This window comes from Aegicerativicinus sediminis, assembly GCF_015476115.1.
Taxonomy (GTDB): Bacteria; Bacteroidota; Bacteroidia; order Flavobacteriales; family Flavobacteriaceae; genus Aegicerativicinus; species Aegicerativicinus sediminis.
The window spans coordinates 3,022,759-3,039,524 of record NZ_CP064295.1; the positions used below are offsets into that span (position 1 = coordinate 3,022,759).

At 36.2% G+C, this 16,766-nt stretch carries 13 protein-coding genes; 5 read left to right on the forward strand and 8 right to left on the reverse strand.

Going from position 1 to position 16,766, the window contains the following annotated elements:
* The first annotated feature begins 28 nt into the window (after positions 1–28).
* On the forward strand, positions 29–370 hold the full coding sequence (locus tag ISU00_RS13050; RefSeq protein ID WP_228851110.1) for a 2TM domain-containing protein: 342 nt from the start codon (positions 29–31) through the stop codon (positions 368–370).
* Positions 371–390: 20 nt separating this feature from the next.
* The gene (locus tag ISU00_RS13055; RefSeq protein WP_228851111.1) at positions 391–1,143 is read left to right on the forward strand and encodes a LytR/AlgR family response regulator transcription factor; all 753 of its coding nucleotides are present in this window, start codon (positions 391–393) and stop codon (positions 1,141–1,143) included.
* A gap of 43 nt (positions 1,144–1,186) precedes the next feature.
* Here the strand turns inward: ISU00_RS13055 and ISU00_RS13060 are convergent, their stop codons facing one another.
* The 3 genes from ISU00_RS13060 to ISU00_RS13070 form a co-directional block, all read right to left on the reverse strand.
* Positions 1,187–2,362, reverse strand: coding sequence for an LETM1-related biofilm-associated protein (locus ISU00_RS13060; protein ID WP_228851112.1), 1,176 nt, complete (start codon positions 2,360–2,362; stop codon positions 1,187–1,189).
* 70 nt (positions 2,363–2,432) lie between these two features.
* The gene (locus tag ISU00_RS13065) at positions 2,433–3,032 is read right to left on the reverse strand and encodes a GNAT family N-acetyltransferase (protein WP_228851113.1); all 600 of its coding nucleotides are present in this window, start codon (positions 3,030–3,032) and stop codon (positions 2,433–2,435) included.
* 70 nt (positions 3,033–3,102) lie between these two features.
* Positions 3,103–3,693 (reverse strand): superoxide dismutase family protein, encoded by a 591-nt coding sequence (locus tag ISU00_RS13070; RefSeq protein WP_228851114.1) that lies wholly within the window; start codon positions 3,691–3,693, stop codon positions 3,103–3,105.
* 265 nt (positions 3,694–3,958) lie between these two features.
* On the opposite strand from ISU00_RS13070, the gene ISU00_RS13075 reads away from it, so the two are divergent.
* Entirely contained in the window at positions 3,959–4,789 is an 831-nt protein-coding gene (locus ISU00_RS13075) for a universal stress protein (protein WP_228851115.1), read from the forward strand.
* A 32-nt stretch (positions 4,790–4,821) separates the two neighbouring features.
* Here the strand turns inward: ISU00_RS13075 and ISU00_RS13080 are convergent, their stop codons facing one another.
* Together ISU00_RS13080 and ISU00_RS13085 are read right to left on the reverse strand one after the other, a co-directional pair.
* A complete protein-coding gene (locus ISU00_RS13080; RefSeq protein ID WP_228851116.1) occupies positions 4,822–6,777 on the reverse strand; it encodes a S9 family peptidase in 1,956 nt (651 codons plus the stop codon).
* 28 nt (positions 6,778–6,805) lie between these two features.
* Positions 6,806–10,042 carry a WD40/YVTN/BNR-like repeat-containing protein gene (locus ISU00_RS13085; protein WP_228851117.1) on the reverse strand — a complete coding sequence of 1,079 codons (3,237 nt, stop codon included), beginning with the start codon at positions 10,040–10,042 and terminating at the stop codon, positions 6,806–6,808.
* Positions 10,043–10,180: 138 nt separating this feature from the next.
* On the opposite strand from ISU00_RS13085, the gene ISU00_RS13090 reads away from it, so the two are divergent.
* Both ISU00_RS13090 and ISU00_RS13095 read left to right on the forward strand, forming a co-directional pair.
* Entirely contained in the window at positions 10,181–11,308 is a 1,128-nt protein-coding gene (locus ISU00_RS13090; protein ID WP_228851118.1) for a vWA domain-containing protein, read from the forward strand.
* Between the two features lie 10 nt (positions 11,309–11,318).
* Positions 11,319–12,785 (forward strand): magnesium chelatase, encoded by a 1,467-nt coding sequence (locus ISU00_RS13095; protein ID WP_228851119.1) that lies wholly within the window; start codon positions 11,319–11,321, stop codon positions 12,783–12,785.
* 3 nt (positions 12,786–12,788) lie between these two features.
* Here the strand turns inward: ISU00_RS13095 and ISU00_RS13100 are convergent, their stop codons facing one another.
* The 3 genes from ISU00_RS13100 to ISU00_RS13110 form a co-directional block, all read right to left on the reverse strand.
* Positions 12,789–14,054 (reverse strand): glucose-1-phosphate adenylyltransferase, encoded by a 1,266-nt coding sequence (locus ISU00_RS13100; protein ID WP_228851120.1) that lies wholly within the window; start codon positions 14,052–14,054, stop codon positions 12,789–12,791.
* On the reverse strand, positions 14,051–15,256 hold the full coding sequence (gene glgA, locus ISU00_RS13105) for a glycogen synthase (RefSeq protein ID WP_228851121.1): 1,206 nt from the start codon (positions 15,254–15,256) through the stop codon (positions 14,051–14,053). The genes ISU00_RS13100 and glgA overlap by 4 nt, the downstream gene beginning before the upstream one ends.
* Positions 15,257–15,419: 163 nt before the next feature.
* Complete coding sequence (locus tag ISU00_RS13110; RefSeq protein ID WP_228851122.1) at positions 15,420–16,763, reverse strand: M28 family peptidase; 1,344 nt, start codon at positions 16,761–16,763, stop codon at positions 15,420–15,422.
* Between the last annotated feature and the right edge of the window lie 3 nt (positions 16,764–16,766).

A 16,766-nucleotide genomic window follows, 5' to 3' on the forward strand; every position in this document is an offset into this window, starting at 1 on the left:
AGAGGTTATCATTTCAAAGAAAGGTATTATGGAAAAATATGATAGATTAAAGCGTTTAGAGTCACCTTCTAAAGGTGATTGGAAGAATGATGAAGCCTTTTATAGGGCTAAAAAGAAATTAGATAAACTCAAAGGATTTTACAGGCATTTAGCAGTTTACGTTATCATCAATATATTCTTGATCATTTTAATAGGGATGCAATCTGGCGGAAACTTTTTTAATTTCGGTACTTTCTCTACAGCTTTTTTTTGGGGAATCGGGCTTATGTTCCACGCAATGAGCGTGTTCTTGCCTAATTTCGTTTTTTCAAAACGCTGGGAAGAACGAAAGATTAAGGAGTATATGGATCGGGATAAAATGAATTTTTAAAATTTATAAGCAAGGTTGTCATGAAGGCTATAATTATAGAGGATGAAAAACCGTCTGCCCGAAGATTGCAGCGTATGCTTCAAACGATTGGCTTAGAGGTTGTATGTTTATTACATTCAGTAGAGGAAGCCGGCAAATGGTTTGATGAAAATGCCCATCCTGACCTTATAATGCTTGATATACAACTAAGCGATGGGCTTTCTTTTGATATTTTTGAGGGTAGGTCCATAAATTCTCATATTATTTTCACTACTGCTTTTGATGAGTACGCATTACGGGCGTTTAAACTGAATAGCATCGATTATCTGTTAAAACCAATTGAAGAAGCTGAATTGCAAGCTGCCATTGAAAAATTTAAGGCTCTTCGAAATCAATTCAAAACCTCAAGTTTGAATTTGGAGCAGATTAAAAGTTTACTTGTTGGAGGTAAGGAAAAGGAGTATAAAAAACGATTCACCGTAAAAATTGGGCAGCACATAAAGTTGGTGGATGCGGATTCCATCGAATGCATTTATTCAGAAAACAAAGGAACCTATCTATATACCAATAATAAACGCTCGTTTTTAATTGATCAGACTTTGGACCAATTAGAGGGGGAATTAGACCCTTCTGTGTTCTTCAGAGTTAATAGAACTTTCTACGTGAATATAAATGCAATCGTAGATATTATTAACTACACCAATTCTCGACTTAGGATAAAATTAAATACCTATAAAGATGAGGAAATCATAGTAGCCAGAGAACGCGTTAAGAATTTTAGGGAGTGGTTATAATTTAAATGTTTTGTTTAGATAATTAAATATAAAATACTGTATATTAGTTATTTATTTTATTATCATCAAAGGCTGAAGGTAACATGTTAGGAATTAACCTAACAAAGATTGGTAGTAATATTGCTCCTCCTGGTAATATAAAGATAGCCAAGCTAGGAATTGTTTTAATAAGGTCTAATAATTGGTTTTGAATTTTCTTCTGTTCCTCTTTGGTAAGGTTTCTCGAACGGGATTTAGATAACAAAACCATCAATTCTTTGCTGCCTTGTATTTCCTTTATTAACCGTTTGCTGTTGCGTTTTATTAGTTTACTGACCAGTTGAACAGAGTTGCCATAAAAGTTTCCTAGGGGATGGGTTTGGCTTAATAAACGTTTGTATTCAGGATGCGTTTTTACAAATGTTCTGATGATATTCAAAGAATCTGAGATCTGTTCAATAGGTAATCGCAAATCAGAACATAGGCTTTTTAAAAAGACACTTTCAGAAAAATCTATTGTTGAATCTTCCCAAGCCAACATACATCCCAAATCTAATAGATATCGTCGTTCTTCTATGGTGAATTCATTTAAACTGGAGCGATAAGCTTTTGTAAAGTCTATATTTTTTGTGTTAGCATAGCGGACAGAATCATCGTAGAATTGTTTTCTATGGGTACCGTCAGCAAATTCATTTAGATATTCATAAGACAAATTCATAATAGCATGCTCCAGCTTTGCAGCGTACATTTTCACTTTTGTCGGTTCCTCTAAACTTGCCTTAAATGTTAAGACATCTACGTAAAGAAGAGAATTTGCAAGAATAGCGTTAAAATTTCTAGTAAAGGGATTGTCATTTAATTGAACCCTTTCATCAAGTAACTTCTCTAGTTTTGTTCCCGCATCTAATCCAGACATCAGGCGTTTCCAAATCGACATATCAGAAACTTCCAATTCCTTATAAAATTCATAGATGGCCATCCTGAAATCCTCAAAAGAAGATTCAGGGAATTTGAATTGGTAAATTTGGAATAAACTTACCATCAAATTGATTTTTGCCATCTCATCCGTCGAAAAGTGAGATTTATGTCCGAACTGTGGAGGAATTCCCAAGTTAAAACCATAGGTGAACCCCATTAGGCACATTTGGGTATATAAATCCGTGTAATCCTTAAAGTGCAAAGGATGCTTGATTAATATAGAACCTAATTTGGCAATCCAGCCTTGGGATGATGGATTCATGACTCAAGTTAAAGAGAGACAAATATAGAAGGTTTAGTAATTATATTGGGTTATGAGTTTTACCAAATGGTTAAGCCTTTAACTTGTCCAATAGATTTTTCTTAACGGTTGGCCATTCACTTTCAATAATTGAATAAACAGCAGTATCCCTATACTTACCGTCAACTAATATTCTATGATTCCTTAGGATTCCATCCTCATTTGCTCCAATACGCTGTATTGCATTCCTCGAAGCATTATTGACCACATGTGTTCTAAATTCAACTGCAATACATTTTAAATGCTCAAATGCGTGTTTAAGCAACAGATATTTACACTCAGTATTAACACGTGTACGTTGATAGGATTTTGAATACCAGGTATGGCCAATTTCTAATCTACGATTTGTAGGATCTATATTCATAAATCTTGTAGTGCCAATAATTTTCTTATCCCTTTTATGATAAACAACAAATGCAAGTTGAGAACCATGATCTTGTTCTACCCAAGCTTTATCTAGGTAGCTATCGATAGTATCCTTATTTGGAACGGAAGTAAACCATAGATTCCATAGTTCTCCATCGGCTGCGGCCTCTAATAGCTTGGTACGGTGTTTAACTTTAAGAGGTTTTAACTTAACCGTTTCGCCTTTAAGTTTAATGGGGATAATAGGGAAGTTATTTGATGTCATGGGTTAATGGGAAATAAAAATCACCTATTCCTGTCAGAATAGGTGATTAATTATAATTAGTATGTTTTTCTTATTCGATTACGCCGCCACAACTCACTCTTGCGCCTGCATTTCCAGATGGTTGGCTTTTAAAATCATCTTCTCCTTGGTGTACAATAATTGCCTTTCCAAGAATATCCTTTGTAGCGTCTCCACAACCTATACACCATTCATCTGTAGTAAAATTTTTGGTAGCATGTCCATTTTCGTCAGCTACAACGTTACCGATGTCACCTTTATGATAGCCACTTGCATCACCCCATTTTCCATGAGGTTGACCTGTTGGATTCCAATGTCCACCTGAAGAAGTTGCATCCTCAGCAGTACAATCAGCAGTTTCATGTAAATGGATAGCATGTGTACCTTGATCTAATCCGCCAAGTACAATTACCATTTTTACACTTCCATTATCTTCGGTAAAAACGGCATTACCAGTAACTTTACTTCCGCTTTTTGATGTTAAGTTCACCTTAACTTTTTTAGCATCAGGTGTTGGTTTAGACGCCGCAGGAGTTTCTACCGCTTCTGTTTCCATTACTTCAGTATCTTCTTTTTTATCTTTTTTACAAGAGAACATTAATGTTATGGCCAAAAAGGCAGTAATTACAATTTTAGTTTTCATGTGTGGTTATTTGTTTTAATTTTTGTTGGTAATAAAATTAAGCAATTAGGGCCTGCTGGCAAATATTAAAGCAATTAATACTGGGGTTTATATGGATTGCCGCAATATTTTTTTGGAAAGCGCACATTGTCAATAGAATGTGCTAATTCCTATATTCAAAATTGTTTATGCGAATTAAAATTTACTGATGTTTTTAAGTGTTCATTAAATGCTTATTGCAGGTATCAGGCAAATTCTCTATCTTTTAATTGTTAAAATTAGATTTATGGAAAAAATAATTGTTCCGGTAGACTTTTCGGAATATTCTGAATTCGCTTTACAAACTGCCGCGATGCTCGCAAAAAAATACAGTGGTGAAATTTTAGCATTGCACATGCTTGAATTGAATGACTCCTTATTGTCGTCTGACGAGGACAAGGATGAAAAATCCGTATTTTATTTAAAATTGGCAGAAAAGCGTTTTAATGAATTTTTAGATAAAGATTATCTTAAAGGTGTTTCAGTAAGGCCAATGATTAAAAATTTTAAGGTGTTTAGTGAAGTTGCTAAACTTGCGGAGGATAGAAGTGTAGATATGATTATTATGGGAAGTCATGGTGCAAGTGGCATGAATGAATTTTTTGTTGGCACAAATACCGAAAGAGTAGTTCGTCATAGTGAAGTCCCTGTGTTGGTCGTTAAGGGGCCTCCCTTAGGTGAATCTTTTGACAAGGTAGTTTTTGTTACCAATTTTGATGATGAAGCGGTAGAAGTGTATTTGAGAAGTCAGAAATTATTTAATGATTGGGGAACGGAGGTTCATTTTGTTTATGTAAACCTTCCGAATGCAGATTTCAGAAGTAGTAAGGAAATAGATGATAAGGTTACCGATTTCTTGTTAAAGGCAGAAGGTAATTTAGATGCTTTATCGAAGGTTAATTATATTTCAGATTATACAATTGAAGATGGTGTTTTTGAATTTGCTCATAAAATAGATGCAGATTTAATAGCGATACCAACACATGGTAGAACTGGTTTGTCACATTTCTTTAGTGGTAGTATTACGGAGGATATTGCTAATCATTCAATTTTACCGGTAATTACATTTAAAATTTAGATTAAAAGGCCGCTGAATGCGGCCTTTTTACTTTATTCTTCTACTTCAATTTCGATTTCTTCGCTTTCAGTTTTTCCGTCTTGTAATTTCTTTTCTCCTTTGAGGTAATTATCTAAAAAGGTTAAAATTTTGCCATAGCCTTCAATTTGATTTTCCTTTTTTACGAAACCGTGACCCTCATCCTCAAATAGCACATATTCTACTGGTACATTATTTTTTCTTACAGCTTCCACGATCTCATCCGATTCAACTTGAAGAACACGAGGATCTTTAGCGCCTTGAAGTACCATTACCGGTTTGGTGACATTTTCAGCATGGAATAGGGGAGAAATCTTGCGCAGTCTTACGGAATCTTGACTATAGGGGTCTCCTAATTCTTTATAAAGAGCAGTTTTAAAAGATTCCCAATAAGGAGGAACGCTCTTTAAAGTCCGCAACCAGTTAGTAACACCGAATATATTCACACCTACATCAAATTCCTCTGGAGCGAACGTAAGCGCTGCCATTGTCATATAACCGCCATATGATCCGCCTATAATTCCAATTCTAGAATTGTCTATTTCAGGTTGTTTTGCCAACCAGTTTTTTCCTTCTATACAATCCTGCAAGTCTTTTTCGCCATGATTTAGATCATCCATGAGGTAAAATTCCTTCCCATAACCACTACTACCGCGATTGTTTACACCTAAAACAGCATACCCATTATTTACCAAATATTGGATGAATGAATTAAATCCTTGTCGAGTCTGTCCTCCTGGTCCACCATGAACCCAAACTAATGCGGGGACAGGGTTATCAGCAGAGGCTTGTTTTGGCAAATAGTAAATTGCAGGAATCTCAGTACCGTCAAAAGAATTGTATCGTATTACTTGTGAGGCCACCAAATCATCAGGATTTATATCCTTATTCAATCGATGGGTAATACGTGTAAGTCCTTTATTTTCAAAACTATAAATGTATAAATCATTTGGTGTGTTAGAATTTCCAACATAAAGCCTCATGAACTTTTCATCTGGAGAGAAAGAAACCGAAGTTATGCTAGCGCTATCAAATTCGGGCAAGTCTATTTGTTCCCCAGTCTCTTCATTATAAACTTCTATTACATTTTTACCATCATCATTGATGAATACGGTACGATAGGTTCCATTTTCACTTAGACCAACACCTGATATATCCCATTGTTTTTCGAGGATTTTATTCTTTTCTCCTGTTTCTAAATCATATGATGCCAAATAGGAAAAATTTGCTCCTTCATCAGTTGTATAATACATCTTTGAGTTGTCCTTTGAAAAAACAATGGATCCATGCCCACTTAAGCTATCATTTATTTTGGTTCTTTCATTAGTGGATGTATTGACTAAATATAAGTCACTGTCATTGGTATTTATGGTTTTTGAAAGTGCCATGAATTTTTCATCATCAGACAAACCGACTATATTCATTCCATCTTCATTCTTATAAATCAATTCAGAATTGAATCCATCCAAACTCATTTCGTAATAGTCAAAATATCTTGGGTCACGCTCATTGCTTAAAAAATAGAATCCGTCTTTATCCTTGTTCCAACCGGCAAAATTTGCGTTAATACCATCTTTAGGTGTAAGGTCTTTAACCGTTCCAGTTGTATCGAGTAAAAATATATGTGAGTTTTCATCGCCATTATCATCTGCAGAAAATAAAACGCGATCGTCATTCGGAAAATAAGATATGGCAAAAAATGAAGTAGAATCTGTTGCCGTTAGAGCAGTGAACTCTCCGCCACTAATTGGGACTGTATACAGATTATAAATACCACTTCTATTACTGCCAATAAGTAATTTAGAGTTGTCATGGGAAAAGCTTCCACCACCAATTCCCTCTATATCCATAAATTGTTCTATGGAATAATTTCCAATTTCTCTTGGTTCTGCATTGCCAGTTTCCTTTTCATCAGTTTTACAGGAAAGTGCAGCCAATAATAGGAATAGGCATAAAAAATGATTTTTCATTAGAATTGTTTTTTGATGTTGATTAAAATTAATCCAATTTGATTGTTTCAGAAGGTTTAAAACGTTCAATTTCAACCTTATCCATTTCGTCGGTGTATGCCTTCCACTGATTATTGAAGAAATTATTTGTTGTTTTAATAGCATCTTCAACGGCAGTGTTAGCTTGATTCATTAAACGTTTTTCGGTTTCATTTAAACCTGTTTGTCTAGAAGAAACATAAGCCCGTGCAACACCAATTCGTTGCCCTACGTTCATTTCTGGACTACGAATAATTCCTTGTCGGTCATCTTCTTTTCCTAAATAAATTGCAACAAGTGAATCGATCTCTTTAACAATTTCCTTAGAGGCTTTTATCTGACTTTCATATAACTTTTTATCCTTTTCTTCTAGGAGTTTCTTGAAATTGTTTGCAGCACTTTTATTTTCGTTTAATTGTTTTACTGCCTTTCCCGTGGCTTCCATTAATTTTTCCAATTTTTTGCCGGCATTATATACTTCCTTTAAGTTGGCCATACTTGGTTTTATTCTAGGATCAGCTTCAACTTGAATTTTAGTTTCAGACTTGTATTCGCCAAAATTCAATTGAACCTTATATGTTCCAGGAAGTACAGTAAGGCCTCTAGGTTCCCTATTTCCTCTATTAAAATTTCGTCGGGAAGGGCCTTCAACTCCTTTTTCGTCTAACCCCCAATTCCAAGTATAGATTCCAGACTCTTTTGGGGCTTTTTGTTTTAAAGTTCTAATTAGTCGGTCTCCGTCATAAATGTTGAGAATTAAACTATCACTTTTAGACTTCTTTTCCGATTTTTCTGTATCCTCTGAGCTTTTTGAATTAGAATTTTTCCCACCCGATTTTTTGTTGGTATTTTTTTCTTCTTCAACATCTTTCGACTCTGCCTTGAAATAATATTTAATATGTGCTCCTCCATCTCTATTATCTCCATTGAAAACGGCATCGGCCCCAAACCTGCTACCTGTAGGCTGTTGATAGGAAGCTAAATAAGCGGTTGGAGGATTGAATAGTTCAATGCTTTTTTCAAGTATACTTTTTTCTCTTGCCAAGGCTCTAAGAGGGCGTATATCGTCTAATACCCAAGCTGCGCGTCCAAATGTTCCAATAACCAAATCTTGTTCTCTTGGATGTATTACCAAATCCATTACAGGCACTGTTGGAAAACCTTCAGTCCATTTTGTCCAAGATTTTGCCGCGTCCATTGACACATATAAACCATCGTCGGTTCCTAAAAAAAGTAAATTTTCCTCTTCAGGATCTTGAGCAATGGCCAAGGTATAACTTTCAACATCATTTCCGTCTACAATGCGCTCCCAAGTTTTTCCATAATCCTTGGTCCTGAATGCATATGGGGTGTAATTAAACCTTCGGTAATCATTCGCAATTAAAAGAACTTCTCCTTTATTTTTTTTGGAGGCTTTTAATTGTGGAATCCAACTTCCTTTTGGTAGGCCTTTTATGTTGGCGCTCAACTCAGTCCAACTTTCACCTCCATTTCTAGTAAGTTGAACATTTCCATCGTCGGTACCTACCCAAATTACATCCTTTTCTGCAGGTGAAGGTTCAATGGCAATTATGGTAGTATAATTCTCCGCCCCTGTAGCATCTTTTGTAAGTCCGCCACTTTCATGTTGTTTTTGTTTTTCAGGATCGTTGGTAGTTAAATCGGGGGAAATTACTTCCCATGTGAGACCTTTGTCTGTGGATTTATGTACATATTGACTTCCAAAATATAGAGTGCTACTGTTGAATGGATCTATATTAATTGCGGCATTCCAATTGAACCTTAACTTAATTTCAGGGTCTGGATGGGTTGGTTTAATAGTATAGTTATTACCATTCACCCAATCGTACCGCATAACATTACCTTGTTGACTCATCGACCAACCACCAGTTGGATCTTCAGGATCTGGAACAACATCAAATCCATCCCCGAAACTAATTTCCTGCCAATAATCATTTCTTATGCCTTGATCACGCCAAACATACGCTGGTCCACGCCAAGAACCATTATCTTGCATTCCACCATATACGTTATATGGATATTCATTATCAACATTAATATGATAGAATTGAGCTACGGGTAGATTGCCAATAAAACGCCAAGATTTACCCCGATCTCTAGAAATATTAAGCCCCCCATCATTTCCGTCAATTAAAAAATTTCCATCTTCAGGATGTATCCACCACGCATGGTGGTCTGGGTGAATACCATTATTGGCTCCATATGCGGGCATCAGTTCCTCAAAACTTTTTCCTCCATCCTCACTTACATTTACATAAGTGAAAATTGAATACACTCGATTTTCATTTTGAGGATCAACATAGATTTCAGCATAATAAAAAGGCCTGTTGCCAATTTCATTCATATTGTCATTAACCATTTTCCAGTTAAACCCTCCATCGGTACTTTTATAAAATGCATTTTTCTTTGATTCAACCAATGCATAAACAACATTGGGTGAGCTTGGCGCAATGGCAACTCCAATTCGGCCTAAATCTCCTTCAGGTAAACCATCTTCTGATGTAATTTTTGTCCAATTTTCACCTCCATCATGCGTAATATGAAGACCAGAACCCGGTCCGCCTGAATTGAAAAACCAAGGTTCACGTTTGTGTTCCCACATGGCTGCAATTAATTTATTTGGATTTGTAGGATCCATAATTAATTCTGCGGTCCCGGTTTTATCATTAGCAAACAATATGTTAGTCCATGATTTGCCGCCATCAGTAGTTTTATAAACACCTCTTTCTGGATGTTCTCCCCAGGGAGAGCCTATTGCAGCTGCATAAACTACATCTGGGTTTGATGGGTGAATGATAATTCTATGTATGTGACGGGTTTTCTCAAGACCCATTAATTTCCAAGATTTTCCTCCATCAAGGGATCTATAAATACCATAACCTCCATTTAAACTATTCCTTGGGTTACCTTCTCCTGTACCTACCCAAATAACGGAAGGGTTAGTTTGTTGGATGGCAACCGAACCGATGGAAGCAGTACTTTCATTTTCAAAAACAGGTTCCCATTTTATACCCCCAGAAGTAGATTTCCATAAACCTCCGGATGCTGTACCGACATACATTACATTTGGATTGTTTTCTACCACATCAATAGCAGTAACCCTTCCACTCATGCCACCAGGGCCTATGCTTCGAGGTTTCATGTTTTTCACTAAATCCATAGGTAATTTTTGAGCTTGTAAAGACAATACTGCACAAGCCGCAAGTAAGAATAAAAATGATCTCATTTAAATGTGTAAATTTTGGTTGAATTAGCCTTTTATTATTGAATAGCCCTAAAGATAAATAATTATTATAGGTTGATTTTAAAATATGATGTTAAAGAGGGAATCTGTCTTTTAGAATTATACTATTTTTATCTAGCTATGAAACGTACCCAAAACAAAAGAGGTTTCAGGTTCGAGTCTTATACCGAATCGGAACAACCTCTTTTTGAAAAACTTCTGGAAATATTTAAGGAACTGTTGACCCATACATCAGGCGAATTGGATGAGGCCATCGAATGGTTAAAACAGTTAGATGAGGAATACAAGCTTACCAATGAAGATTATACGATTGATGATTTTCTGGAAGAATTAAAGGAGAAGGGATACATTCGAGAAGAAATTCGGCCAGATGGTCAGGGTGGAAAATTAGAGATTACTTCTAAAACTGAACGTGCCATACGCAAACATGCCTTAGACCAAATATTTGGGAAATTACGTAAAAGTGGAGCAGGTAATCACAGAAGTAAAAAAGCAGGAGTAGGAGATGAGCATACTGGTGATTTCAGAACCTATCAGTTTGGTGATTCAATAGATAAAGTGTCAATGACCGAAAGTTTACGGAATGCTCAGATGAATCATGGTTTAGGAGATTTTAATATTACCGAAGATGATTTAGTGGTTGAGGAAACTCATCACAAATCTCAAATGAGTACTGTGCTAATGATAGATATTAGTCATAGTATGATTTTATACGGTGAAGATAGAATTACACCTGCCAAAAAGGTTGCCATGGCATTGGCTGAATTAATTACCACCCGATATCCTAAGGACACTCTTGATATAATTGTATTTGGTAACGATGCGTGGCCAATTCAACTGAAAGATTTGATGTATTTAAATGTTGGGCCTTACCATACAAATACAGTCGCCGGTCTGCAATTGGCTATGGATATTCTCAGACGCAAGCGCAATACCAACAAGCAAATCTTTATGATTACTGACGGTAAGCCAAGTTGCGTTAGATTAAAAGATGGCAGATATTATAAGAATAGTGTCGGCCTAGATTCTTTTATAGTGAATAAATGTTACAGTATGGCAAGCCAAGCAAGGAGACTACATATACCGATTACCACTTTTATGATTGCGGAAGATTCTTACCTTATGGAGTTTGTTAGGGAATTTACCTACGCCAATCAGGGCAAGGCTTTGTTTACTGGATTGAAAGGACTAGGTGAAATGATTTTTGAAGATTACGAACGAAACAGAATTAAACGATTAAAAGGTTAACGATATAATTATGAATATCGAACAGATAAAAACTTTAGGTGAATTAAAGAAAACAGGTTATAAAAGTCGAACCATTAAAAATGAACTTCGGCAAAATCTTATAGAAAAATTACGGAAGGGAGAATCGACCTTTAGTGGAATTCACGGGTATGAAAACACCGTAATACCGGAATTGGAACGAGCGATTTTATCGAGACATAATGTTAATTTACTTGGGCTTAGGGGGCAGGCGAAAACACGCCTTGCTCGAATGATGGTTGAATTGCTTGATGAATATATACCAGTTGTTGAGGGTTCAGAAATTAATGATGATCCATTTAACCCAATTAGTCGGTATGCCAAAGAATTGATTAAGGAGAAGGGAGATGAAACTCCAATAAGTTGGATGCACCGATCAGAACGTTTTGCTGAAAAATTGGCTACTCCAGATGTTACGGTTGCAGATATTATAGGGGATATCGATCCTATAAAAGCTGCCAATTTAAAATTGAGTTATGCGGATGACAGGGTAATCCATTATGGTATGATACCTCGTGCCAACCGCTGCATATTTGTAATTAATGAATTACCGGATCTACAAGCTCGAATTCAGGTGGCTTTATTCAATATCCTTCAAGAAGGTGATATACAAATACGCGGGTTTAAACTGAGGCTCCCATTAGACATGCAATTTGTCTTTACAGCAAATCCCGAGGATTATACCAATCGAGGAAGTATCGTAACACCATTGAAGGACCGTATTGGTTCTCAGATTTTAACCCATTATCCAGATTCAATTGAAATTGCAAAAGCGATAACAGTACAAGAAGCAAAATTAGATGGCAATCAATCCGAAATGATCAGTGTGCCAGAATTGGCAAGGGAACTGTTGGAGCAGATCTCGTTTGAGGCACGAGAGAGTGACTTAATTGACAGTAAAAGTGGGGTAAGCGCCAGGTTAAGCATAACCGCTTTCGAAAATTTAATTAGTACGGCTGAGCGAAGAGCTTTAAAAAATGAAGATGCAACCACATCCATTAGGATGGGAGATTTTACCGGAATTATTCCAAGCATTACCGGAAAGGTTGAACTTGTTTACGAAGGTGAACAGGAAGGAGCTTTCACAGTTGCTTATAATCTAATTGGAGATGCCGTTAAATCACTGTTCCCAACGATGTTTCCATCAATTCAAAAACTAGAAAAACAGAATGAAGAAACTCCTTATGATGCTATTGTGTCATGGTTTTTTAATAATAGCGATGGGTTTGAACTATTGGATGATATTGACGATGTTGAATATAAAAGACAATTAGATAGCGTTGAGCCATTGAAAAGTCTTGTGAAAGAATATCAACCTAATCTCGAAGGAGATGCGCTTTATTTCTGTATGGAATTTGTTCTGTGGGCCTTAGCCGAACATAAAAAATTAACTAAACACCGGTTTTATGACGGTATACAGTTTCAAGATCCTTATGGAAACTTTATAAATAAACTCTAATGATTAGATTTTGTAACCTTTAGGAATGGTTACGCCTTTTTTCAACACAACAATTCCGCTTTTAACAACATAGAGATCGGTTTCTTTATCTTCAGTATAAACACTTCCATCTATATGGACGTCATCTCCTATTCTGCAGTTTTTCTCAACGATGGCATTTTTAATAAAGCAGCGCTCACCAATACCCATCAATATGTCAATGTGATCATTCTCAATTTCGTCTAAAGATTCATAATAATCTGAACCCATCATATAGGTGTTTATAATAACACTGTCTTGCCCAATACGTGATCGGATACCAATGACGGATCGCTCGATTTTTGCTGCGCTAATTATGCATCCTTCAGCAATTACAGCATGTTCCATTTGAGCGACAAGAATTTTAGAAGTAGGTAATATACGCGCATTTGTATATACTCGTTGGGAAAGATCGTATAGGTTGAATTGTGGAATATTGTCTGTTAGTCCGATATTGGCTTCAAAAAATGAGTCTATATTCCCTATGTCTGTCCAATACCCTTCAAAGGGATAACTTAATATTTTTCTTTTACCAATGCTTTGAGGAATAATTTCCTTACCAAAATCCATGGTCTTCGGATCATTCATCAATTCAATCAGCAAATCCCTATTAAAGACATAAATTCCCATAGAGGCAAGGTAATTTCTACCTTGACTTTTCATTTCATCACTTACCTCTGAACCCCACTTTAATATTTCCTCTGAATTTGGTTTTTCGGTAAAGCTGGTAATTAAACTATCGCTATTTGTTTTTAAAATACCAAAAGAGGTTCCATCTTTTGCGTTAACTGGTAAAGTTGCAATTGTAATATCAGAACCACTTTCAGCGTGTCTGGCAATGAGATCATTGTAGTCCATCTGGTACAATTGGTCGCCAGAAAGTATAAGGGCATATTTAAATTGATGATTTAAAAAGTGATGCATACTTTGTCTAACTGCATCGGCGGTGCCTTGAAACCACTCTGTACTTGTCATGGTTTGTTCTGCGGCTAAAACATCGACGAATGCTGAACTGAAAAAACTAAAATGGTAAGTGTTTTTAATATGCCTATTTAATGAGGCCGAATTAAATTGAGTCAGTACAAACATTCTTTTAATGTCTGAATTGATACAATTAGAAATTGGGATATCCACCAACCTATATTTACCAGCAATCGGTACGGCCGGCTTAGAGCGTTTCTCTGTAAGTGGATATAATCGTGAGCCTTGGCCACCTCCTAAAATTATAGCTAGTACGTCGTTATTAATCATTTTAAAAGAGATTTATAAAGTTCTTCAGTTTGTTTAGCGATTGCAGACCAATCAAAATAATCTTCTACACGTTTTCTGCCATTAACAGCCATTTTTGCCCGTAACACAGGGTCATCCATCAAAGAATTAATTGCGGCTGCCAAGTCTTGAGCAAATTGTTCCGGATTTGCGGCTTCAAATGGTGCAATTGTTTCTTGTTCTAATGCCACCAAAATTCCTGTTTCTCCATCTACTACCACTTCCTTAATACCACCAACACTACTTGCTACAACGGCAGTACTACAAGCCATGGCCTCAATATTAATAATGCCAAACGGTTCATATATGGATGGGCAACAAAATACATCTGCATGTGAATAGAGTTGGATTACTTCTGATTTTGGAAGCATGTCTGCAATCCAAATAACATTTTTCCTGTTCTCTGTAACCGAATCTACTTTCTCTTTCATTTCCCTAGCGATAGCTTCGGTATCTGGTGCTCCGGCACAAAGTACTACTTGCACATCTGGGTTTATATAGTTTATTGCATTTACCAAATGAATAATTCCTTTTTGCCTGGTAATACGTCCAACAAAAAGCACATAAGGTTTGGTTTTGTCAATTCCATATTTATCTAAGGCCGAGGTTTCTGAAGTGGTTTGGTATTGTTCAAGATTTATACCATTGTAAATAACCTCAATTTTGTTTTCATCAACATCAAAATGCTTTAAAACATCTTCTTTAGTTTCTTTTGAAACAGCTATAACTGCATCTGCCATCTCAATAGCTGTTTTTTCTATCCAAGAAGAAGCCTGATATCCACGTCCTAATTGTTCGGCTTTCCATGGTCTTAAAGGTTCTAATGAATGTGTTGTAACAACTAATGGAGTGCCATAACACAATTTAGATAAAATTCCTGCAAATTGTGCATACCAAGTATGGCAATGAACCACATCAGCATCAACAATTCCTCCATTCATTTGAATACAGGTCAATAAGGTTTTGAAAATTGGTGCTATTTCTGAACGAGTATGTTCCAACGTTAAGGTCTCATTTTTAAAGCCTAAAACTCTTAAATGCTCTTCCTTAATATCTTGATCACCAAAACTTCGGACCTCCACTTCCACAAGTTTGGCTAATTCAGCGGCCAAATATTCAACATGCACTCCTGCGCCACCATAAACATGCGGAGGATATTCTTTTGTGTAAAATAGAACCTTCATATTAAAAGGCTTATAGTTTTTAGTTAATGTAAATTACTAATTTAAATCCAAATTTGTAATTGAAATCGCAATTATGAGTAGGCTTTTATGGGGATCTAATTTCGAATTTAGAAATTACTCTAGGATTAAATTATGATTAAATGCATATTATTTAGGCAGGAGTCTAGTTCCTAATAATTCCTTCAGGAAAACTAACTATGCTTTCAAAGCCATTATTTCCGACAGCAGCAACTCCAAAGAAGTAATTATCTATGACAATGCCTTCTAGGATAAATTGATCTACATCACCAACATAGCGACTATAGTCCCAAGTAGGTGAGGTTGTATCTCTCCAATAAATAATATATCCATTTGCATTATCAACTTTGTTCCATGCTAATCGAACATTTGGTTCTACCATGCCTCCAATTTTCACCTCTTTAGGTGCTGGTGGGGCAGAGGCAATACTCGCCAAATTAATGGCATTTACGGCGGTTAGCTTTTTTGCATAATCGAAATTTACATGTTCGAAAGTATCTCCATAGTTAATGCCGTTCTCCGTGCGAATATCTTGATGCTGTTGAGTATAATTTTCATGAGTTTCCATTATGCGAATCCCGGCAAAACCAACATCATTAAAAGGTCGATGATGACCGCCTCTCGCAAAACGGTCTAAACGATAAACCATCATGGGATTCATTTCTGGCATATAAGATTTGGTTGTTTTAAAAACGTACCTTGCCAATTGTCTAGAGATTCCATCTACTTCACCGCCATAAAATCTTCGTGCTCTTCGGCGTTCTTCAGATTCTGTGGGAGGTGTCGGTTCTGAAAATATTCTAAAAGAGCGATTATCAATTACGCCATCAACACCTTTTATATTCCCTATCATGTCATTATTAAGAATTCCAATGACATCCCAATTCTGTTCCAATGCGTATTCTGCCAATCCTTTTCCCCCATAGAGTCCTTGTTCTTCCCCTGCTAACCCAACATAAATGATGCTATTTTCAAACTTATATTTTGAAAGTACCCTTGCTGCTTCAATGGTGCCCGCCATACCCGAAGCATTATCATTTGCTCCTGGGGAATCTGAAGTAAAATTGGTAGGATCTGAAACACGGGAATCTATATCCCCGCTCATAATTATAAACCTATTTGGAAATTTTGTTCCTCTTTGAATTGCAACGACATTATTAATCCAAACATCTTTTACAATTCGTTGGTTATCACCCTTAGGAATAAAATTCTTCTGATAAAAAACTTCTAAACAGCCATTACAATTCGTAGATATAGATTCAAATTCACTCTTAATCCATCTGCGAGCTGCGCCAATGCCTCGGCTTTGGGAAATAGTATCGCTTAGAGTATGGCGAGTACCAAAATCGACTAAAGTTTTTATATCTTTTTTAATTCGGTCAGCTGATATGGCTTCAATAATCTGGTAGATTTTTACATCCTGTTGACCGTAGGAGTGGAAGCTGATAGTTAAAAAAACTGTCAGCCCAAGAGCATAAAAGTGTTTCATGTA